At 35.9% G+C, this 22,326-nt stretch carries 21 protein-coding genes; 14 read left to right on the top strand and 7 right to left on the bottom strand.

The window, feature by feature from the left end; translation table 11 throughout:
- Positions 1-32 precede the first annotated feature (32 nt).
- From ACEYOS_RS02250 to ACEYOS_RS02230, 5 genes are all read left to right on the top strand, one after another.
- A complete protein-coding gene (locus ACEYOS_RS02250) occupies positions 33-1,016 on the top strand; it encodes a pyruvate dehydrogenase complex E1 component subunit beta (protein ID WP_373707693.1) in 984 nt (327 codons plus the stop codon).
- A 96-nt stretch (positions 1,017-1,112) separates the two neighbouring features.
- Positions 1,113-3,098 (top strand): KUP/HAK/KT family potassium transporter, encoded by a 1,986-nt coding sequence (locus ACEYOS_RS02245; RefSeq protein ID WP_373707692.1) that lies wholly within the window; start codon positions 1,113-1,115, stop codon positions 3,096-3,098.
- A gap of 77 nt (positions 3,099-3,175) precedes the next feature.
- On the top strand, positions 3,176-3,649 hold the full coding sequence (locus ACEYOS_RS02240; protein WP_373707691.1) for a Fur family transcriptional regulator: 474 nt from the start codon (positions 3,176-3,178) through the stop codon (positions 3,647-3,649).
- Entirely contained in the window at positions 3,649-5,385 is a 1,737-nt protein-coding gene (locus tag ACEYOS_RS02235) for an OstA-like protein (RefSeq protein WP_373707690.1), read from the top strand. The genes ACEYOS_RS02240 and ACEYOS_RS02235 overlap by 1 nt, the downstream gene beginning before the upstream one ends.
- Before the next feature lie 124 nt (positions 5,386-5,509).
- Positions 5,510-6,685 carry an aspartate aminotransferase family protein gene (locus tag ACEYOS_RS02230; RefSeq protein WP_373707689.1) on the top strand — a complete coding sequence of 392 codons (1,176 nt, stop codon included), beginning with the start codon at positions 5,510-5,512 and terminating at the stop codon, positions 6,683-6,685.
- Positions 6,686-6,773: 88 nt separating this feature from the next.
- Here the strand turns inward: ACEYOS_RS02230 and ACEYOS_RS02225 are convergent, their stop codons facing one another.
- Both ACEYOS_RS02225 and ACEYOS_RS02220 read right to left on the bottom strand, forming a co-directional pair.
- Positions 6,774-7,424, bottom strand: coding sequence for a hypothetical protein (locus ACEYOS_RS02225; protein ID WP_373707688.1), 651 nt, complete (start codon positions 7,422-7,424; stop codon positions 6,774-6,776).
- Positions 7,421-7,969, bottom strand: coding sequence for a hypothetical protein (locus ACEYOS_RS02220; RefSeq protein WP_373707687.1), 549 nt, complete (start codon positions 7,967-7,969; stop codon positions 7,421-7,423). The genes ACEYOS_RS02225 and ACEYOS_RS02220 overlap by 4 nt, the downstream gene beginning before the upstream one ends.
- A gap of 404 nt (positions 7,970-8,373) precedes the next feature.
- Here ACEYOS_RS02220 and ACEYOS_RS02215 point away from each other — a divergent pair, with 404 nt between their 5' ends.
- On the top strand, positions 8,374-8,760 hold the full coding sequence (locus tag ACEYOS_RS02215) for an START-like domain-containing protein (protein WP_373708448.1): 387 nt from the start codon (positions 8,374-8,376) through the stop codon (positions 8,758-8,760).
- 64 nt (positions 8,761-8,824) lie between these two features.
- The gene (locus ACEYOS_RS02210) at positions 8,825-9,631 is read left to right on the top strand and encodes an aminotransferase class IV (RefSeq protein ID WP_373708447.1); all 807 of its coding nucleotides are present in this window, start codon (positions 8,825-8,827) and stop codon (positions 9,629-9,631) included.
- A 69-nt stretch (positions 9,632-9,700) separates the two neighbouring features.
- Here the strand turns inward: ACEYOS_RS02210 and ACEYOS_RS02205 are convergent, their stop codons facing one another.
- Together ACEYOS_RS02205 and ACEYOS_RS02200 are read right to left on the bottom strand one after the other, a co-directional pair.
- On the bottom strand, positions 9,701-10,270 hold the full coding sequence (locus ACEYOS_RS02205) for an N-acetylmuramoyl-L-alanine amidase (RefSeq protein ID WP_373708446.1): 570 nt from the start codon (positions 10,268-10,270) through the stop codon (positions 9,701-9,703).
- A gap of 361 nt (positions 10,271-10,631) precedes the next feature.
- On the bottom strand, positions 10,632-11,180 hold the full coding sequence (locus ACEYOS_RS02200; protein WP_373708445.1) for a YqgE/AlgH family protein: 549 nt from the start codon (positions 11,178-11,180) through the stop codon (positions 10,632-10,634).
- Positions 11,181-11,232: 52 nt separating this feature from the next.
- On the opposite strand from ACEYOS_RS02200, the gene pdxH reads away from it, so the two are divergent.
- On the top strand, positions 11,233-11,877 hold the full coding sequence (pdxH, locus tag ACEYOS_RS02195; RefSeq protein WP_373708444.1) for a pyridoxamine 5'-phosphate oxidase: 645 nt from the start codon (positions 11,233-11,235) through the stop codon (positions 11,875-11,877).
- Between the two features lie 48 nt (positions 11,878-11,925).
- Here pdxH and ACEYOS_RS02190 read toward each other — a convergent pair whose 3' ends face one another.
- Positions 11,926-12,216 carry an HU family DNA-binding protein gene (locus tag ACEYOS_RS02190; protein ID WP_373708443.1) on the bottom strand — a complete coding sequence of 97 codons (291 nt, stop codon included), beginning with the start codon at positions 12,214-12,216 and terminating at the stop codon, positions 11,926-11,928.
- Between the two features lie 394 nt (positions 12,217-12,610).
- Here ACEYOS_RS02190 and panD point away from each other — a divergent pair, with 394 nt between their 5' ends.
- Together panD and ACEYOS_RS02180 are read left to right on the top strand one after the other, a co-directional pair.
- Positions 12,611-12,961, top strand: coding sequence for an aspartate 1-decarboxylase (gene panD / locus ACEYOS_RS02185; RefSeq protein ID WP_373739164.1), 351 nt, complete (start codon positions 12,611-12,613; stop codon positions 12,959-12,961).
- Between the two features lie 21 nt (positions 12,962-12,982).
- On the top strand, positions 12,983-14,029 hold the full coding sequence (locus ACEYOS_RS02180; RefSeq protein ID WP_373708441.1) for a lysylphosphatidylglycerol synthase transmembrane domain-containing protein: 1,047 nt from the start codon (positions 12,983-12,985) through the stop codon (positions 14,027-14,029).
- 68 nt (positions 14,030-14,097) lie between these two features.
- Here ACEYOS_RS02180 and ACEYOS_RS02175 read toward each other — a convergent pair whose 3' ends face one another.
- Positions 14,098-14,484, bottom strand: coding sequence for a hypothetical protein (locus ACEYOS_RS02175; protein ID WP_373797490.1), 387 nt, complete (start codon positions 14,482-14,484; stop codon positions 14,098-14,100).
- Positions 14,477-16,492 (bottom strand): M3 family metallopeptidase, encoded by a 2,016-nt coding sequence (locus tag ACEYOS_RS02170; RefSeq protein ID WP_373708439.1) that lies wholly within the window; start codon positions 16,490-16,492, stop codon positions 14,477-14,479. Before ACEYOS_RS02170 ends, ACEYOS_RS02175 begins: the two co-directional genes overlap by 8 nt.
- 239 nt (positions 16,493-16,731) lie before the next feature.
- Here ACEYOS_RS02170 and ACEYOS_RS02165 point away from each other — a divergent pair, with 239 nt between their 5' ends.
- The 4 genes from ACEYOS_RS02165 to ACEYOS_RS02150 all read left to right on the top strand — a co-directional run bounded on the left by ACEYOS_RS02165 (position 16,732) and on the right by ACEYOS_RS02150 (position 22,191).
- On the top strand, positions 16,732-17,793 hold the full coding sequence (locus ACEYOS_RS02165; RefSeq protein ID WP_373708438.1) for a DUF6263 family protein: 1,062 nt from the start codon (positions 16,732-16,734) through the stop codon (positions 17,791-17,793).
- Positions 17,794-17,844: 51 nt separating this feature from the next.
- The gene (locus ACEYOS_RS02160; protein WP_373708437.1) at positions 17,845-18,063 is read left to right on the top strand and encodes a hypothetical protein; all 219 of its coding nucleotides are present in this window, start codon (positions 17,845-17,847) and stop codon (positions 18,061-18,063) included.
- 55 nt (positions 18,064-18,118) lie between these two features.
- Positions 18,119-20,677, top strand: a complete 2,559-nt coding sequence (locus ACEYOS_RS02155; RefSeq protein WP_373708436.1) for a YfhO family protein — start codon at positions 18,119-18,121, stop codon at positions 20,675-20,677.
- A 227-nt stretch (positions 20,678-20,904) separates the two neighbouring features.
- Positions 20,905-22,191 (top strand): glycosyl transferase family 1, encoded by a 1,287-nt coding sequence (locus tag ACEYOS_RS02150; protein ID WP_373708435.1) that lies wholly within the window; start codon positions 20,905-20,907, stop codon positions 22,189-22,191.
- The last annotated feature ends 135 nt before the right edge of the window (positions 22,192-22,326 follow it).

The following is a 22,326-nucleotide window of genomic DNA, read 5'->3' as shown; positions in this document are numbered from 1 at the left end:
CTTACTTTTGTACTTTAATTTTTTAATAAATCATGAAGGAATATACTTTTAGAGAAGTGATTGCACAGGCAATGAGTGAAGAGATGCGAAAAGATGAGTCCATTTTCTTAATGGGTGAAGAAGTTGCAGAATATAACGGTGCCTACAAAGCTTCTAAAGGAATGCTCGATGAATTCGGAGCGAAAAGAGTGATTGATACTCCAATTGCTGAGTTAGGATTTACCGGGATCGCCATCGGAGCAGCAATGAACGGAAACCGACCTATTGTCGAATATATGACTTTCAATTTCTCGTTGGTAGGAATTGACCAGATTATTAATAATGCTGCGAAAATCCGTCAAATGAGTGGAGGACAGTGGAATTGCCCAATCGTTTTCCGTGGTCCAACAGGTTCAGCAGGACAATTAGGAGCAACACACTCTCAAGCATTAGAATCTTGGTTCGCCAACATTCCAGGTTTAAAAGTAGTAGTGCCTTCAAATCCTTATGATGCAAAAGGTTTATTAAAAACTGCAATTCAGGATAATGATCCTGTAATTTTCATGGAGTCAGAACAAATGTATGGCGACAAGATGGAAATTCCAGAAGAAGAATACTATATCCCAATCGGGAAAGCTGATATTAAAAGAGCAGGTACCGATGTAACTTTAGTTTCTTTTGGTAAAATCATGAAGATGGCGATGCAAGCTGCTGAAGATTTAGAGAAAGAAGGAATTTCTGTAGAAGTAATCGATTTAAGAACAGTTCGTCCTTTGGATTATGATATGATTTTAGAATCTGTTAAGAAGACCAACAGACTGGTTATTTTAGAAGAAGCATGGCCATTAGGTTCCATCGCAACTGAAATCACTTACATGGTTCAGCAAAAAGCATTCGATTATCTGGATGCACCAATTAAGAGAATTACCACACCAGATGCTCCGGCACCTTACTCAGCGCCACTATTTGCTGATTGGTTCCCGAAACTGGAAAAAGTAAAAGAAGAAATAAAAAATGCTTTATACATCAAAGCATAATAGATAAAAACTCTCGAAAGAGAGTTTTTTCATTTATAAATAGTTTGAAAAGAAAGAGCAATAATCGATTACCTTTGACGAAATTTTTTTCAAACTATGGCACAAACCGTTTCATCTCACTTTGATACTAAGAAACTCACCGCTATGGGAGTTTTGGTTTCGCTCGGAATTGTTTTCGGGGATATTGGAACGTCGCCACTTTATGTGATGAAAGCGATTGTGAATGCCCGGCATGGCGTTGGGAATTTGCCTTTTGATGAATATATCGAAGGAGCCTTATCCTGTATCATCTGGACTTTGACCATGCAAACCACTATCAAATATGTCATCATCGCCTTACGCGCTGACAACAATGGAGAAGGTGGAATCTTATCGCTGTACTCTCTGGCTAAGAAACTGAAAAAAAAATGGCTGTATGTCGTCGCGATTATTGGGGCCTCAACCCTGGTGGCCGACAGTATCATTACTCCATCACTAACGGTAATGTCTGCGGTGGAAGGTTTAAAAATATTTTCTCCCAATACGCCCGTTGTCGGAATTACAATAGTCATCCTGGCGATTGTATTTATCGTTCAGCAGTTTGGTACGGCCTCTATTGGTAAACTGTTCGGGCCCGTGATGGTCCTTTGGTTCTTGGTTTTAGGAATATTCGGATCTATTCACATCGTTGATCATTTCGAAATTTTAAAAGCATTTAATCCCTATTATGCCTATCAATTGATAGTCGATTCGCCCAGTGCAATTGTGATTATGGGAGCAGTATTTCTGTGTACTACCGGGGCAGAAGCGCTTTATTCAGATCTAGGACATTGTGGAAAACAAAATATTCGGGTAAGTTGGATTTTTGTTAAAGTGATGTTGATTTTAAATTATTTGGGTCAGGGTGCCTGGTTACTCGATAATCCTGATTCAGTTTCCCAGGGAATCAATCCAATTTTTGGGATTATGCCAGAATGGGCAATCTTACCAGGAGTTATTTTAGCCACTGCGGCAGCAATTATCGCCAGTCAATCGGTGATCACCGGTTCGTTTACCATGTTTTCAGAAGCGATGTCTGTCACCTTTTGGCCCAATCAACAAATTGATTATCCGTCAGGAGTTAAAGGACAAATGTACATTCCCAGAATTAATTGGGGTCTAATGTTCTTATGTTTTGTTGTGGTTATTTATTTCCAGAAGTCAGAGGCGATGGAAGCTGCTTACGGTTTAACCATTACTATTACGATGTTAATGACAACCACTTTACTGTTCTTTTGGCTAAGCAGAACGAAAACTGCCAAAGTTTTTGCGGTTGGTTTTGTAGTCGTTTATTTGTTCATCGAACTTGGATTCTTTTATGCCAATGTTATTAAATTTTTCGACGGAGGTTGGTTAACCATGGTTCTCGGAGGGTTTATAGCAGTTTGTATGTACGCGTGGTATAACGGAAGATTGATCAAATCGAAGTTTATCAAATTTGTTAAATTAGACAAATATGTTCCCGTTATTAAAGAATTGAAATTAGATGAAACGATTCCAAAATACGCCACCAATCTTGCTTTTTTAAGCCGCGCCAAAAGGAAAGATGAGGTAGAATCTAAAATTATTTATTCCATCTTACGCAAGCAGCCGAAAAGAGCGGATCATTATTTCATTTTGAATATTTCTAATCAGGAAAATCCTTACACTTTTAAATATACCATCGATGAGATTATGCCTGGTACCATTTATCGTGTCAATTTCTTGTTAGGATTTAAGATTGACCGTAGAATCAATGATTATTTTGATCAGGTTTTAGAAGATATGATGGAAGAGGGAAGTATTCCATCTCGTAGCAGTCACCCGTCACTTCGACATTATAACGTACCACCTGATTTAAAATATGTAATTATTGATAATACTTACATTAATGATACTTTGCTGACCGTTAAAGAAAAAATAACACTTAATATTTACAATTTCGTGAAATATATTGGTAGTGATGATTTCAAAGCCTGGGGAGTTTCTGCTCATAATGTTGTAGTAGAATCAGCACCATTACTGGATCAGAAAATTAATACTAATAAAATTCAGCAAGCCGATTTTAAGCGGTACGATTCCTAAATTTGCAGATTGTCATCTTAATTTTTGCTCCGGAGCATTAATAAAAAAATCGATAAATTTGCATATAATTATTTTTAATGGACGCTAAACAAAAGGAACTCAATATTTCAACAATTAAGGAGGTTCTAAGACAATATCTTCAGACGAAAGGTTTTAGAAATACACCAGAACGCTATACGATTTTGGAAGAAATCTACAACATGGAACATCATTTCAATGTTGATGATTTGTATCTTTTGATGATGCAGAAGAAATACCACGTTTCCAAAGCGACTATTTACAACACCATCGAAATCTTTTTGGATGCAGGATTGATCAGAAAACACCAGTTTGGTGAGAAAACATTGACTTCTTCGTCCTACGAAAAATCCTATTTTGACAAGCAACACGATCACTTGGTGATTTATAAAAAAGATTCTGATAAAGAAATTCAGGAAATTATCGAGTTTTGTGATCCGAGAATTCAAGGAATCAAAGAGGCTATCGAAGCAGCATTTGGCGTAAATATTGATTCGCATTCACTTTATTTTTACGGAACCAAAAAGGATTAATGAAAAAACTTCTTGTTTTTTTTCTCTTCATAAATGCCCATGTTTTTGCGCAGATCAATACCCAACCGAATCAGGATCTGGTAAAAGACCCCTTTTTTAATAATCCACAAAAGAGTGCGCCAGCCGAGAAAGTTAAATTGGTTCATTCCGATTTTTTTCAGAAAGCTTTAGACAAATACAATGGCAATCCTTATTTTTCGGGGAATGTTCAATTCACCCATCAAGGCTCTGTACTGACTGCAGATGAAGTGATTTTTTATCAGGATCAGAATTTCGTTAAAGCCATTGGAAATGTAAAACTTCAGAATGCTGACGGTTCTGTCATTACGTCCGGTGAAATGGAGTATGACGGAAATACACAAAAAGGAATCGCGCGAAAGAAAGTATTGTTGGTTGATCCAGGTCAGACGATCGAGACAGAAATCCTGTACTACGACCGACTTTCCAATAAAGCCTATTTCAACACTGGGGGAACCATCAAAAAAGATGGAAACGTCATGTATACGAAATCTGCTACGTATGATTTGAATAGCAGATTAATAGATTTCACAGGAAATGTAAAAATTGACAATGCCGATTATACCGTTGATGGTGTCAATATTGTTCAAAATCAAAATACCAACACCGCAACTTTTAATGGAGCTACAACCATTACCAATAAAAAAAATCCGTCCAATTTAATTTATACAGAAAAGGGAACCTATAATATGAACTCCAAGGAAGTTTATTTAAAGAAGAACTCCCGCATTCATTATAATGGAAAAATATTAACTGGCGACGATTTATACTTCAATCAGATCACTGGATTTGGAACCGGAAAAGGAAATGTCACTTTACGCGATCCTTTAGAAAAACGTTACATGAAAGGCGGTTACGGCGAGATCTATGAGAAAAAAGATTCCGCGATGATGACTGAAAAACCGTATGCCGTAAAAATATTAGAAAAAGATTCGATGTACTTTTCTGCAGATCGAATTCTGGCTTATCAAAAAGTGGACACTCTAAACCCATTGAAGAAAAAAAGTTTCCTGCGTGCTTACAAAAAAGCCCGAATGTTTAAGACCAATATTCAGGTTCGTGCAGATTCCTTAAGCTTTAATGAAACCGACGGAATCATGCATCTCGATGGAAAACCAATCGCCTGGAGTGGTGAAAAACAAATTACCGGCGATAAAATAGAAGCTTATTTTGATACCGAAAATGAATTCATAGATTCCTTAAGAGTGATCGGAAATGCCTTCGCCATCAGCAAAGCAGACTCTCTAAATTTAAAAGACGAATTCAACCAGGTCAAAGGGAAGCTGATGACGGTTTATTATACCAACAATGAGATCTCGCTGGCGAAAGTGATCGGAAACGGACAAGCCATTACCTACGCCGATGATCAGAACGAAAAAACCAAAGAAGTCGAAAGAATCGGGGTTGCACTTTCAACGTGCGGCACGATCGAAGCAGAATTTGAAGATCGAAGAGTGCAGATCATTTCCTGTAATATTGGAGCCCAGAACGATATTTATCCGATGAGTTTGATTTCGCGTGAACAGCGGTTTTTTCCGGATTTTAATTGGAATACCAAAGACCGACTTCGAACCTGGCGGGATATTTTTGTAGAATCACCAGAATACGAGGAGACCAAATACGAAGCCGATGACGCGTTATATAATGCTGCTCAGAAAGCCATTGATGACGAGAAAGCCAAAGAAGAAGCCAAGAAACCGAAAAGGGTTCGTAAATAATTTTGTTATTTGGACGCCTTCATCCATCCTCCGTTCCCGCTTTTTTTCTTCCACTACGTTTCAGAAAAAAGAGCTCCACTCAGGCTGGGGCGCAGCTGGGAAATTTTAATTTAATTTTGATTTTATGCAAACAGATTTTTTTAAATACCAAGCCCAAACGACGCAGTTCGCTGCAGGTTTTGAAGTAGAAAAGGCAGCCGGTTCTTACGTTTATGGAAAAAACGGTCAGAAATATCTTGATTTTGTAGCTGGAGTTTCTGCCAATACTTTAGGACACTCGCATCCGAAAATTGTAGAAGCCATCAAAACCCAGGCGGAAAAATATCTGCACGTCATGGTTTACGGTGAATACGCGCAGGAAATGCCCGTGAAATTATGCAGACTTCTAGCAGATTCAACACCTGAACCTTTAGAAGTTACCTATCTCGTCAATTCCGGTGCAGAAGCAATTGACGGCGCTTTAAAATTAGCTAAACGATATACCGGTCGTGAAGATATCATTTCAATGACCAATTCTTACCACGGAAATACCCACGGAGCTTTATCGGTTTCTGGGAATGAATATCACAAGCGTGAGTTTCGTCCGCTCTTGCCGATGGTGAGTTTTATCGAGTTTAATAATCAACAGGATTTTTCGAAGATCACCGAAAAAACCGCCTGCGTTTTAGCAGAAACCATTCAGGGTGCAGCAGGTTTTTTAGTTCCTGATGCTGATTATTTTTATAATTTAAAGAAACGCTGCGAAGAAGTTGGAGCTTTATTAATTCTGGATGAAATTCAGCCAGGATTCGGACGCACAGGAAAACTATTCGCTTTTGAACATTTCGGTATGGTGCCAGATATTTTGGTCATGGGAAAAGGAATGGGCGGCGGCGTTCCGGTTGGAGCTTTCATGAGTTCCAAAAAGATCATGCACTCGCTTTCACATTCTCCGAAGTTGGGACATATCACGACTTTCGGTGGAAATCCCTTGATTGCTGCCGCAAGTCACGCGACCTTGCATGAAGTACTTGAAAGTGGTTTGATGACTGCAATTGAGGAGAAAGAAAACTTATTCCGTGAATTATTGGTTCATCCAAAAATTAAAAATGTCAACGGAAAAGGTTTGATGCTGGCCGTAAATCTCGGTTCACCCGATTTTACCTTGGAAGTTGCAAAGAGATGTATGGAAAAAGGACTGATCGTTTTTTGGCAATTGTACCGAAATGAATATTTACGTATCTCACCACCACTAACAATTTCTTTGGAGGAGATTCGGGAAGGTTGTGAAATTATAATTGATGTTTTGAACGGGAATTAAATACCTGCTTCAGGAAAAAAACAAACCTCTTTTAAATTGTTTTAAAAGAGGTTTGTTTTTGTAGTAATATTAAAAAAACGATTGGTGTTTATTGTTTTTTTAAGTTAATTGAAGGTCTCGGAAGAGCGAGAAATTCCACCATATATCTCGGTCTGTTGTCTCGAATGTCTGGTCCAAATTGCGCAACGTCTATTCCGTAACCGCGCTTACTTAAAGAGAAAAGAGAGATTCCTTTATTGCCGCCAGCATCTTCATAGTTTTTGTAACGATAAACATTCCATTCTAAAATGGTACTTTCTCCAGCGCCTTCACTCATCATAAAGTCTAGAATTAATTCTTTGGTTTCTGTATCTTCTTTTAAGGCATAATTAGAAACGCGGTCTGTAGCTTTTCTTGCTTCAATTTCCTGAATCTTTTGATTTACTGCATCTTTTGCTGTCAAGTCACCTACAACCAACTCTACGGCAATCATTTCTTTGTATTTTTCCACCACGTTATCGCTTGGAACATATTCTTGTTTATAATAATTCTCGCTCGGATGTGAGCTCCAGGACAAATCAAAATCAGTTCCGTTTAGTTTGATCAGCTCTGGTGTGTTTAAATAATTTTTAACAGGAGCTACCTTATCGCTAACAGAATTTTCTATTTCTTCTTTTGAAGACTCTTTAGTATCAGCTTTTGAATCGCTGCACGATCCTAATATCATTAACGTCAACAGAGGTAAAATTGCTTTTTTCATTTTGAGTTATTTAAAATTTCTGAAATGTTTTTCTGTAAGTTTTTTTCGGTGCCGATAATATCCAACATTAATATTTTCATAAATTCTTTTTTATCTTTTCCAGTTTCATTTGGATTTGAATAAAGAAAATCTTCCAGTCTTATCGTTTTATTTTTTAAAATCTCCTTCTGCTCTTCGATACTTGCCAAAGCAGATACTTTTTCATAATCCATTAATTCGATCTTCGAATTTGAGATTGATTTCCAGGAATTTATTTTTATGGTTGGTGCATAGATTCCCTTGGTCTTAACGGTAATATCAAGTAAAGATATTTGATCATCTAACAAATAAGCATCTATAGTGTCAATGAATGATTTCTGTAAAACTAAATTTTCTTTGATATCGTCCTTAGTTTCCATTAATTCTTTATTGCTTGCTGAACTTATTTGTTGGAGATAAATTTTATCTTTTCGGATTTCATTCCAATTGTTGATCCACAATGCTACCAAAATCCCAACGATAATCGGAATAATATCTTTAAGGAAAGCTTTGATATTTTTTTTCATAAGAATTTTAAAAATTTTTTTTGTCTTTGTTGAAACGTAAATATACACATCTTTCGAAAATGGTTAATGTTATAATTTGATTGAACCTAAACACTTTTAATTTCAAATTTATTCGTCGATCTGAAAACTGCGCCATCTATTTTCTTATCAAATGTTCTTGTAGAGTCCTTTGAAAATAAAAACTGAATTTTAATTTAGCCCCGATGGCAACGGCATCCCGCGATGATATATGTCATGATTTTAAAAGCAGTTTTTCTTAATCGCGGATATAGTGGACAGCGGGACGGGTTTCGTAAAAAAATCAGGTTGTGATGCTCCTGAGCTGTTCAAGCGATTTCATGAAATATATTGCGTATATTAGAAATTAATTTATATATTGCGACACATTAAAAAAAGGTAATAATATGGCGAAAGCGAAAGTGCAATATGAATTTCCAATGCACTGTCAGTCAGAGATTTTATACGAATATATGGCGAGCGCAGAGGGACTTTCGGAGTGGTTTGCAGATGATGTAGTGGAAAAGGGGGATGACTTCTATTTTAGTTGGGGTAATGGTCCTGACGAGAAAGCCACGTTGATTCGTTACAAGCCGGAAAGTTTTGTGCGTTTTCGTTGGGAAGAAGATGAAGGAACCAAAAATTATTTTGAAATGACCATCGTTATCGATGATATTACGGATGATTTGGCGTTGAATATTACTGACTTTTGTGATGCTGGCGATGAGGAAGAAAATCGCCTGTACTGGGAAAATTTAATCGAAAATTTAAAATTGAAATTAGGCGCATCCTAATTTTTTTAATCTAAATATAAAATGAACGATTTGTCGTTCATTTTTTGTTGCTAAAATCTTGAAGATGGTGAAATTATCTTTTGCTTCGGAGCAATTTCAACTGCAAAATCGCTCTTTTTTATACGGCGATGCAGTGCAGGTTTCTTTTTTTATTCGCGGTTCGCAGCTGATTATGGCTGAGGAATGCTATTTTTATTTAATGGCTTCTATGCGTAAAATGAGAATGGCGATTCCGCTTACTTATACGCTCGAATTTTTTCAGAATTTATTTGCTGATCAGGTTTTAAATGAGGGAATAACTAATGGAATTATTCAGTTCTTCGTCTATCGAAATATGGATGAAAATGTGTTGTCTAAAAGTGGAATTTCCTATTATTTCGAAGTTGATGAAGTGGATGATCTTTTGAATATTCAGCGTGATTACGAACTTGATCTGATGAAAGAGATCAATGTGAATACCAATCTTCTCAGCAATATTCATGTTCACTGTCCGGAGAATATTTACGCAGAGATTTACGCGAAAGAAAATGATCTTGATGATGTTATTTTCCTAAATCCTAATAAAAGAATTGCGCGAAGTATTTATGGTAATCTATTATTCCTGGAAGGGAAAGTGATCAAGATCCCAAAGACGACGGAAGGAGCTTATATTTCGCCGTTGTTAGAGAACTTCGTCACCTTTGTTCATAAAAATAATTTAGCTCAAATTCAGGAGTCAGAAATGATCGCTTTCGAATCTCAAAAGGCGGAAGAGATTTTAATGATCTCCGATCTAAAAGGAATCTTCTCAGTGACTAAGATCCGAAATAAAAGTTTTGGAAAAGAACGTTTTGCAGAAATGATCGACCTGTGGAAAAAAAGTTTCGACTAAAATTGACAAACCCAGTTAACAACCTTTAGAGAAAGTCATTAACCGGGTTTTATGAGAAAATAAATTTTCCTAATGTTCGTTGATAAAAGCTATTACTTTTCTTGAAATTTCATCTTTTCCAGCTTCACTATTTAAATAGGTTCTGTCAGTTTCATTTGACATATACCCTAATTCCAAAAGCATTGCCGGTGATTTGGAGTTTCTGAGCAAATGCAAATTCGCCTCTTCAATTTTACAATCGCCAAATTTTGAAGCTAAATTTTTAGCAAAGTCAAAAGTTTCGGGTTTCGTAAAGATGATGTTTCCAGCAGTTTCAGTATTTTTACTGTTATTGATATGAAGTGAAATAACCATAGAAGGTTTTAGCTTATTGATTAAATCTGTTCGTCCTGATAAAGTAGTAGCAGCATCAAATTCTCTGGTAAGAACGATCTCAATGTTTTCGTTTTTGTTTGATGCTTTGATCCTTTTCGCAATATCTAAAACAATATCTTTCTCTGAAATTCCATTTTTAGAAACTCCTAAATCTGTTCCGCCATGACCAGCGTCGATGACGATTATTTTTTTGTCGTTAAAAGTCGTGAAAGATAAAAGAATGCCCAGGAAAAGGAGACTGAATAATTTAAAAAATCTGTTCATGATCGTTCTAATTAGTTTTCAAAGATAACGCAATCAATCCTATTAAATTTTGTAAAGTATTCTTAAATAATGCTAAAGTTTTGTTAATTTTTTAAAAAGTCGGGATTATTTTTCAAAGTGAAATAATTCTGATTTTTCGATAGTGAGAACATTTTTGCTAAATTATTCGCAAAAATTTTAGAATAATTTCGTGCATTCGTAGCAGAAAAATAAGTGTATTCTTTTTAAAAATCAAAATCGAAGCGACCTTAAAAAAGGATGTTTTTGGAGGAACGAAACCTAATTGGTTTACTGAGTAAGATTTGGTAACTATACCAATTTTAACATCCGTCAACATACATCGAACACCCAGCAAACAATTCTAATTCATTGAAACATCTTCCGGTGCATTGGCCCACAAAAGAAATTCGCCACCCAGATTTTGCATAATATTTTTCCATAAACCTTGGTCATTCGGAGAGGTGTAATCGAGATTGTAAACATCAACCGGCGTCCACATTTTTCTTCGGATCTCACCTTCCAGCTGTTGACCAGACCAACCGGAATAACCGGAAAACACTTTGACATCGTTCACCGAAATTTGATGATCTAAAATGGATGAAACAATGTTTTCAATATCTTCGGTAAGGTAATATTCCTCATTGATCGCTAAGAAATCTTCAGTGACCTGCTTGCCTTTACAAATGAAAAAGGTTTTGTCATTTTCGACGGGTCCACCTTCATAAACAGTCACTTGAAATCCGAAAATTTCGAGCAAACGTGAACTCATATTTTCATTTTTCTTGTTCAATATTAATCCAAAAGCACCGTTCTCATTATGATCAACGATTAAAACAACAGAGCGTGAGAATATGTCCCCAGAAATATCGGGAGTGGAAATTAAAATTTTACCTTTGTAAGAATAATTCATCTGATAGATCAGTTTTAATAAAGAATCTTGAACCAAATGTAATAAAAATTTAATGGAAAACCTGCACGACAAAAGAAAAATATACGACCGCGCTGAACTTTTGGAAAGCCAGATAAAAGAAAATCCCATGGAGCAATTCCGGGATTGGTTTTTAGAAGCTGAACAAAGTCCTCAGATCTCTGAAGCCAATGCCTTGGCTATTTCTACGCTGGAAAATGATGGCTGCCCACGAACCCGTATGGTTTTGTTGAAATCTTATACTTGGGAAGGTTTTATTTTCTACACCAATTATGACAGTAGAAAAGGAAAAGCCATAGAAAATAATCATAAGGCTTGTTTGCATTTTTTCTGGCCTAATTTAGAGCGTCAGATCATTATTAAAGCGGATCTAGAAAAGTTGGCAGAGAATTTAAGTGATGGTTATTTTCATTCCCGTCCGAAAGGAAGTCAACTTGGTGCCGTAGTTTCTCCACAAAGTCAGGTGATTCCGAATCGTGAATTTCTGGAAGAGAAGTTAAAGAATCTGGAAGCCGAATTTGAAAATACAGAAGTTCCACGTCCAGAAAATTGGGGCGGATATTTGGCTAAACCGTATGAGATCGAATTTTGGCAAGGTCGTCCAAATCGCCTTCACGACAGAATCATTTATCAATTACAAGAAGATTTTAACTGGGAGATCTCACGCTTAGCACCATAAAAAAAGTCCCGATTAATCGGGACTTTAAATTGTAATATAATCTGAAGATTATTTTTTCATACCACCCATTACAGAGTCTGCTAAATCAGAACCTGCTTTGAACTTTGCTACAGTTTTAGCAGCAATTTTGATTGGCTTTTTAGTAGCTGGGTTGATCCCCTGTCTTGCAGCTCTTTCAGCTACAGAGAAAGTTCCGAAACCAACTAAAGAAACTTTACCATCTTTTTGTGATAATGTAGTAGTTACGTTAGAAATGAAAGATTCAAGAGCAGCTTTTGCCGCAACTTTTGTAATGTTCGCGTCTTTTGCGATAGCGTCGATTAATTCAGACTTGTTCATAATATTTATTAATTAAGGTTAGTTCAATTATAAAAGCAAATATAAAACATTTTTCATATTGTGCAAATTTTTTGCAAATATTTAATCAATGTTCAATAATAATATTCAAATATAGTGAAAATTATAATCGGTATTGTTATGATTAATCAAGGTTTGCGAGTTTTATTTTCGTGCCAAACTCAATATGAATCGTTATTTAATATAAAATAGTATTTAACAATTGTAATTGCGAATTATGAAATTTTGTACTAAATTTAAATAGGTAGTTGAATATTATTAATTTAAAAAGCTTTTTACGCTATTTTCATTATCTAATTCTTAATGATGAAAGGATATTGAGCTGGTAATGTAAAATTAATTTTACTCCTTTAATTAAAATAATTAAATTTGCGCCATGTTAATTGAAATTTTTAAATCTAAGATCCATCGCGTACGCGTTACCGAATCAGATCTTAACTATATAGGAAGCATTACCATTGATGAAGAATTGCTTGAAGCCTCAGGAATTATCGTGGGTGAAAGGGTGTATATCGTCAATGTAAATAATGGAGAGCGGTTCGATACCTACGCAATCAAAGGTAAAAGAAAGTCGGGAGCAATTTGTTTAAATGGACCTGCCGCAAGACGCGTTCAGAAAAATGACATTATCATTATTATGTCTTATGCGCAAATGACGCCAGAGGAAGCCAAAACTTTTCAGCCGAAAATTATCTTCCCAGACGAGCACACCAATCTTCTTACTTAATTCCTGAAATATTCTTTACTCTTGGAACAGACCAAAAAATCAAATCCTCTTAAAACCTTTCTAACCGTTGCAGTTTCTCTTGCTATTGCTGCGCTTTTTATGTGGTTGGCGCTAAAGGGAATGGAGTTCAAAAAAATCGCTGGTTATTTTGCCAAGGCAAATTATCTTTGGGTTTTCATCGCTTCTATCTTCGGAATTCTGGCGTACTGGTTTCGGGCAATCCGTTGGAATCTTTTATTGGAACCGATGGGTTATCAAATCTCCAACTCCAATTCTTTCTGGACCATTTCTTTCGGATACTTAATGAATTTAAGCATTCCCCGAAGTGGTGAACTGGCTCGTGCAACAGCTTTATTTGGCGTTGAAAAAGTTCCGGTTGAAAAATCTTTTGGTACCATTATCTTGGAGAGAGTGATTGATTTGATGTGTATGGTTGGCTTTTTAGGTTTAACCTTAATATTCAAATACAAAGCATTCGTCGCCTTCTACTCTTATATCACTGAGGAAAAAGGCAAAACAGAAACTGCAACATCCAACTCGAAGTTCTATATTGTTGCTGGTATTCTTTTCTTAATAGCAATTTTGTTTTTCATGTTTAGAAAAAAACTGGAGCAGTTTGCTATTTATCAAAAGGTGCTTAATTTTGCAAAAGGAATCGCTGACGGTTTGACCTCCATTTTTAAAATGAAGCAGAAAGTGAAATTCATCGCTTATTCTTTAGCAATATGGATTTGTTATTATTTAGCAGCTTATTTAGTGTGTTTTGCACTGCCAGAAACCTCTCAATTTACGTTCGCTGATGGTTTCTTTATCATCGTGGTTGGTACCTTAGGAATGATGGTTCCGGCATCTGGTGGAATCGGAGCTTTTCACCTTGCTTTAAAGTTTGGTATCATGGCCTTATTCCTTTCTATGGGTAAAAACCCGGAAGAAGGTGGTGAAGTAGGTTTATCATACGCTTTTATCTCCCACACGATGCAATTGGTGATCATGTTGGTGATGGGTGCGATCTCAATTCCTGTTTTAGCGAAAGCGAGAAATACTGCTGTAAAGAATCAGAAAAATTAAATTAAAAATATCAGCATCGAAAAGGGTTTACTGTGTTAGTAAACCCTTTTTTATTTTTTCAAATTAAATTAATCCTTAATAAACGAAGATGCTGCTTCACCTACAATTGGAATATAGATACGATGCCAAATTTCATGTCCTTCAATCATTTCCCAGATGTGACCTTCACCCTCGATATCTTCGGCTAACAAAACAATTCCGGGCTCGATTACAAAAGTTTTCTCATCGCTGGTCGTGAATTTCAACTTGCCACTCAATGTAATCACGAATTGTTTTCGTGGTGCAAGGTGAGTGCCGACTTGCCAGGAGTCGATCTCATTGGCAAACCAAAAGTCGTCTGATTTTATCTTTACGTGAGTACGCATTCTTCCTTTTTCAAAAAAACTTTCTCCTTCTGAATCCCGCATTAATCGAATCGCGGGAATGATATTCTCTTTTTCGTCCATATTATCCAAAGGCTCTTTTTAATAAACTCTCTACTTTCGGTTCGCTTCCTCTAAAGCTTTTATACAATTCCATCGGATTTTTTGTTCCGCCTGATGAAAGTAAAATTTTATATTTCGCAGCGATCTCAGAGTTGAATATTCCGTTTTCTTTAAAGTATTGAAATGCGTCGGCATCTAAAACTTCTGCCCATTTATAAGAATAATATCCAGCAGAATAGCCACCTTGAAAAATATGGGAGAAACTTGTACTCATCATTGTTTCAGGATTGCTTGGGTAAAGGTTGGTTGCTTTGGTTTCTTCCACTTCAAAAGTTTTTACATCTCCTACTTTTTCTGAATCGGAATGATAAGCCATATCTAAAAGTCCAAATCCGATTTGTCTTAAAGTTTGGTAACCTTCCATAAAATTCTTAGAATCTGATATTTTCTGAATTTTCTCATCAGGTAAAACTTCGCCGGTTTGATAATGTTTTGCAAAGGTTTTTAGGAATTCTTGTTCATAACAGTAGTTTTCTAAAAACTGCGATGGAAGTTCCACAAAATCCCATTTCACAGACGTTCCTGAAAGATTCGGATAAGTCGTATTTGCCAATACGCCGTGTAAAGCATGACCAAATTCATGGAAAAGCGTTGTCACTTCTTGGAAAGTCAATAAACTTGGCGTGTCTGATGTTGGTTTTGAAAAATTACAAACTACTGAAATATGCGGACGGTTATTTTCTCCATTATTAATCGACTGACTTTTAAAACTCGTCATCCAGGCGCCGGCTCTTTTTCCTTTTCGCGGGAAATAATCACCATAGAGTAGGGCTTTGAATTTTCCGTCTTCGAAGATCTCGTAGGTTTTTACTTCTTCGTGGTATTTCTGAACTTCAGTTGTTTCTTTAAATTCTAACCCAAAAAGAGTTTTACCCAAGCCGAAAACTGCTTCCTGAACTTTCTCTAATTGGAAATAAGGTTTCAATTCCTCATCATCAATATCGAATTTTTGTTTTCGTAATCTTTCAGCGTAGAACGTATGATCATAGCTTTCCATGTCTCCGATTCCATCTTCTTTTGCAAGTTTTTTCAGTTCTTCAATTTCCTTTTCGGCGTAAGGTTTTGCTTTCTCTAAAAGTTCATTTAAAAATGATTTTACTTGAGCGGGAGATTTTGCCATTCTTTCTTCCAGAACGTAATCTGCGTAATTTTCGTAGCCTAATAATTTTGCTTTTTCCTGTTTTAGAGAAATGATCTCTTTTATTAAATTCTGATTGTCGAATTCGTTATTTTGAAAAGACTTTTTACCATTTGCCAAAGCGAGTTCTTTTCTTAATTCCCGATTTTCAGCATAAGTCATTAAAGGAAGAAAACTTGGATATTGCAACGTCACCACGAAACCATCCAGATTTCTTTCTTTGGCTTCTTCGCGATATTGTTCCAAGATGGCTTCCGGAATTCCTGCCAATTCTTTTTCGTCGGTAATATGTTTGAAATAATTATTCGTTTCTGCTAAAACATTTTGTCCGAACTGAAGTGATTTTTTGGATAATTCAATACTGATATTTTTGAATTTTTCTTTGTCAGCATCATTTAACAAGGCACCGCTTCTTACAAAACCTTTATAAGTTTCGTTTAAAAGCATTTGTTGTTCTTCGTTTAGATTGTATTTTTCTTTTTCATCAAAGACTTTTTTAATCTTTTCAAAAAGCGCTAAGTTTTGAGAGATCTTCGCAGAGAATTCTGTTAAAAGTGGAGAAACTTCCTGAGCGATTTTCTGAATCTCTTCATTGGTTTCAGCCGAATTTAAATTGAAGAAAATACCGGAAACAATTTCTAACTTTTCGCCTGAAAAAGCCAGAGCTTCAATCACGTTTTCGAAAGTCGGTTCTTCTTTGTTTTGAACGATGTCGTCGATTTCCTTTTCAGAAAGTATAATTAATTCCTGAAAAGCGGGGAGAAAATGCTCCTCTTTAATTTCATTAAAAGGCGCAGATTGATATGGAGTTGAAAAGGTTTTCAATAATGGATTGTGCATATAATTCTATTAATACTATTCTTAAAGTGAATAATGTTGTGCAAATTTAAGTAAAAATTAATTCTACGTTTTTAAGGAGAACACCAACTAATAGGAACTTGATTGGCTATTTTTAAAAGCATGTTAAATTGTTATAATGTTTGAATCCATCAGAAATAATTAACTTAAATTTGTGCTTCGTTTCTAAAAATTAAAATATTTGGTAAACGACTTTAAATAAAATTCAGAAAAATCAGTAAATGAAAAAATTCACAGCCATTGCGTTCCTTGCTATAACCTTAGTTGCCTGTAAAAAAGAAACCAAAACAGTTACGAAAGTAGATCCGGAAACCGGTAAAACAATTACGGTAGAAGTGCCGGTAACCAACTCCGATTCTTTAAAAGTAGAAACTCCGCAAGCTGAAGTTTTCGCGATTAAAGATTCTTTAGGTGTTTATAAGCAGACCTTCAAATTAGAAAAAGGGGAAACATATCCGTTGGTGACGTATCAAAAAGACGTTCAAACAATGACTGCTCCTGATGGCAAATCTCAAAGTGGAACCAGCGAAATGACCGACGAAATGTCATTCACCGTGAATGATTTAAAAGATGGTATTTACGATATCACTATCAATTTAACAGGAAAGAGAAATTCGCAATCCGCTAATGGAAAAACGGTTGCTATCGATACAAAACAAGATGAGCCAAAGGATGAGCAGTTGAAAATGATGTGGAAAGTCAATAAGGCTTTGGTTGGAAATAAATTAAATTTGAAAATGAACGAAAGTGGAAAAGTGCTTTCGATTACCGGTTTCGATACCATTTATAATAAAATCGCGGCTTCTGTTGGACCAGCAATTAAAGATGCTAAAGAAAAAGCAGGATTCGTTAATAGTTTTAAACAAAGTTTTAACGAGAAAATGTTGAAGGATCAGTTCACCAAAAACTTACTTTTAATTCCCGCAAAAGGAGCGAAGATCGGTGATAAATGGTCACAGAGTGAAAACGCAACTCCGGATGGGATAATTAAATTAACGACGACTTATACTTTGAAAAGTGTTGATGATGGAATCGCGAAAATCGCTGTTTCAGGTGGGATTCCAAAAAAATCGGATAAGCAAACCAAAGAGGGTGTGACGAGATCAATGAGTTCTGAATTATCTCAAAACGGTACCATCACTTTAGATCAAAAAACAGGTTGGGTGAAAAATCAAAATATCGCAGTGAAAACTACGCAGACCGAAACGCTTTCAGATGGTAAGCAATCTCAAACAATGAAGTCAGTATCGAATTCAACAGTGGTGGTAAACCCTTCGAAATAAATTGAAAGAACGATTTTAAATACTAAAATTATCTGTTATCAAAAATAAGAAATGAAATATATATTAGAATTAATTCTAACCACAGTAATCATTTTTTTTGTTTGGAATTTTTTAAAAAGAATGTTTTTTAAGAGGATTTTTAAATTCCCACAGCCGAGAAAAGAGGAGAATGTAACTCAGCAGAAAACCAATAAAAATTTGGATTCTAAAATCCATTGGGATGCTGAAACCGTCGATTACGAAGAGGTTAAAGAACCCAAAGAAAAATAAAGATTGTAAATCCTTTGACCATGTCAAAGGGTTTTTCTCAATAATAAACCTAAAGATGTTAAAAAACAAAAACTTAATTTTCATTATCGGAAGCCTGGTGGTTTTCATTTTGTTGGCGGTCGTTTATGCCAATCCTGTGTTGACCGGAAAGCAACTTTTTCAACACGATATTGTGCAGTATAAAGGCGGTGCAAAAGAACTTTTGGACTATCGCGCAGAACATGGCAAAGAAACCTATTGGAGCGATTCGATGTTTGGTGGAATGCCGACTTATCAAATGGGATCACAGTTTCGAGGCGATGTAATTAAGAACATTGATAATTTACTGAACTTCTTACCGAAGCCTGCGAATTATATTTTTCTTCTTTTTTCTGGGTTTTTTCTTTTAGGTTTAGTGGCAGTTAGAAATTGGAAATATGCACTTTTGGGTGCCACCTTTTTTGGACTTTCTACTTATTTTTACATTGCGCTCGCAGCCGGGCACAATGGTAAAATACATACCGTTGCTTATTTTGCGCCTCTTTTAGCCGGAATACTCTTGGTTTATATCCGTAAAAAATATGTGATAGGATTTATTCTTACAGCACTTTTTATGGGCTTGCAGATTGCCGCCAACCACCCGCAGATGACGTATTATCTGTTTATTGCACTGGCTTTTTTATTCTTATCAGAACTGATTCGCGCGTTCCAGGGAAAGACAGACTGGAAACATTTCGGTATTTCAACTGGAGTTTTGGCTTTAGCATTTGTGTTGGGAGTTGGAATGAATTCTCAACGGATCATGGCGAACTCCGAATATATTGGCGAAACAGTTCGCGGTAAGCAGATTTTGGATAACGAAATACATTCTGCCGACCAATCGGGCATGGACAAAGAAAGCATGTTGATGTGGAGTTATGGGAAATTAGAAACGGTGAATTTGTTTATTCCACGTTTAATGGGTGGATCGAGTAATGAAGAAGGTTCGCAGGAAATGATGGCGAAAGTGCAGCAGTTGGTTGAAGAAAATGTTGGTTCGCAGCAAGAGATGGACAGAATTTCCAAAGGTTTCGGATCGCTTACTTATTGGGGCGAACAACCGGGCACTTCTGGACCAGCTTATCAAGGTGCAGTAGTTTGTTTCCTGGCGATTCTAGGGTTTTTCTTCGGTTGGAGGAAATACAGGTTTTGGATTTTAGGAGCGTCAATTTTAACTATACTATTAGCTTGGGGAAGTAACTTTATGATCGTGTCCGATTTATTCATCGATTACATTCCTTTCTATAATAAATTCAGAGCGCCGAGTTCCATTTTGGTCGTTGTAGAATTATTATTTCCTTTGATTGCCATTGTTGGATTATATCGTTTCTTTAATTCAAATGAAAAAATAGAAACTTCTGCGGATAACATATTGACAGAAGATTACAAGAAGAAAACTTTGATCTATGTTAGTTCTGCAGTTTTAGGAATTACGGTTTTACTGTTGGTTTTCGGGAAATCAATTTTAGGATTTTATACACCTACCGAAAAAACCTATTTACCTCCATTTTTACTGGATTTTCTTGTTGATGAACGTTATAAAATGTTCAGCATCGATGCGATGAAGGCGATCGCATTTGTGGGTATTACAGCAGCCGTTTTATTTTTAAGCTTAAAGAATAAAGTCACTCAAAATATTGCCATCATCATTATTGGTTTGGTGAGTTTCTTTGATTTGTGGAGTGTGAACAAAAGATATCTGAACAACGATAATTTCATTGATAAATCATTTACTGAGAATCCTTTTCAAACTGAAAATTCAGATTTACTGATGCAAAAGGTAGGTGATAACGCCAATTTAAAGTCGCTATTGGATAATACCAATATGAACAAAACATTGGAAACCATTGCCGAAAAAGATAAAGGTCATTATCGAATTTATAACCAGGTTTTAGGAGCGTTCGGCGAAACCAATACTTCTTATTTTAAATCTTCTGTTGGTGGTTATCACGCTGTAAAATTACGCAGATATGACGATTTGATCAATGAGTATTTTGGCAAAATGGATACCGTAAAAGTTCCAAGAATCCTCAATATGCTCAACACCAAGTATATGATTTTTGGATCTTCTGAACAGCCTCAGGGAGTTACTAATGCTGATACCAACGGAAATGCCTGGTTTGTGTCCGAACTGAAATTCGTGGATACTCCCAATGAAGAATTGGATCAGATTGGTATTGTTGATAATAAAAAGGTTGCCGTTATTGCGAAAGAAGATCGGAAATATTTTGAAGGAAAACCGCTGCAACAAGATGCTACCGCTTTTTTAGAGTTAAAAAAGTATCAAGCAGACGAACTGGAATTTACCTCTGAATCGAAAACACCGCAGTTAGCGGTCTTCTCAGAAATTTACTATCCAAAAGGTTGGAAGATGTTTGTTGATGACGTAGAAGTTCCATACATCAAAGCCAATTATTTGTTGAGAGCCGTTTATGTTCCTGCTGGAAAACATTCTATTAAAATGATTTTCGCACCAAACGTGATCGCAACAGGAAAGATAATTTCGATGATTGCGTTTGGATTGTTTTTATTGTTGAGTGGCTTGGGGATTTATTTTTTATACCGTGAAAAAACCAGAAAAAATTTGGCTGTGTAAGGAACTGATAAGTTGCAAAACGTTTGGGGGATTTTCATGCTTTTAATTTTTTACCGCAAAAGAAGCAATCAATTAATCTTAAAATAAACCATTAAGAAATTAAGTTGATGAAGACTTAATTATTCTTAATCTCTTAATGGTTTGATTTCAATTTTGCTTTTACAATGATTATGAATTGTAATTTTTGAAAGCAACTTTACGGTTGTCAACTTCCTGTCAGATAAAAAATGGAACCAACAAAAAAAATATTAATCATCACTTATTATTGGCCGCCTGCTGGTGGACCAGGTGTTCAACGGTGGTTGAAATTTGTAAAATATTTACCCGAATTTCGTTGGAAGCCGACCGTTTTTATTCCAGAGAATCCGAGTTATCCTATTGTTGATGAAACTTTAGAACGGGAAGTTTCTGAGGATTTAGAAACCATTAAAACGAGGATTTGGGAACCTTATCAATTAGCCGAAATCTTCGGGAAAGACAATAAGAAATTTAAAGCCGGACAATTTGATGTCGGTAAAAATCAATCGTGGAAATCGAAACTTTCAATTTGGGTTCGTGGAAATTTCTTCATTCCTGATGCCCGCGTTTTTTGGGTTAAACCTTCAGTTGAATATTTGAAAAAGTATTTGAAAGAAAATCAGTTTGATGCTTTTGTAACGACAGGTCCGCCGCATTCGATGCATTTGATCGGTTTAGAACTAAAGAAGGAGTTTTCCTCTCTAAAATGGATTGCCGATTTCCGCGATCCGTGGACAGAAATTTCTTATTATAAACATTTGAAACTCACTAAATCTGCAGATCAAAAACATAGAAGTCTGGAGCAGAAAGTTTTTGAAACTGCTGATATTACTTTAGCAACAAGTTATGCAGATGCTGAAAATTTCAGAAAGAAAGGAGCGAATTCTTTTTGTATTACCAATGGTTTTGATGAAAATGAGGTTGAGAATTCCGTTGAAGAAAAGAATTCAAAATTCACTTTAAGTTATATCGGAGTTTTAGAACAGTTGCGAAATCCGGAGGTTTTGTGGAAAGTTTTAAACGAATTAGTTTCCCAAAACGAAGCTTTTAAAAATGCTTTCGAATTAAAATTTGTCGGCAAAATTGATGATAAAATCTTAAGTGAAATTGAAAGATCAGAACTGAAATATTTGGTAAATAATCTAGGCTATCTTTCTCATTCAGAAGCGAATATAGAGATGACGAATTCTGATTTACTTTTAATTACGAACTTCCCTGATGAAAGTTCAAAAGGAATTATTCCGGGAAAGATCTTCGAATATCTGGCGACCGGAAAACAGATCCTTTCTTTTGGTCCGAAAGATAGTGATGTGAAGAAAATTCTAGAAGCGACCAAGGCTGGGAAACATTTTTCTTATGATGATGAATCAGAATTAAAAACGTTTTTATCGGAAAAATTCGAAGAATGGAAATCCGGGATTTCAAATTCTCAGACTCAAAATATTGAACAATTCTCCCGAAAAAATTTGACTAAAAAACTGACTGAACTTCTGTGATCCACTTCGCATGAGGGAGAAGGTGGAAATCCTTTTTTCTGATCCTAACTTTGAAATTGAGAGAAAACTACATAAAAAAAGATTGGAACCGGATACCGACGTTTATAAAAATAGCCGTAAAAGTAAACTTTTACG

The sequence above is a fragment of the Kaistella sp. genome (assembly GCF_041824135.1).
Classification (GTDB): Bacteria; Bacteroidota; Bacteroidia; order Flavobacteriales; family Weeksellaceae; genus Kaistella.
Note: the sequence above shows the minus strand (reverse complement) of the source record. Positions and strands in the feature narration are given on the sequence as shown.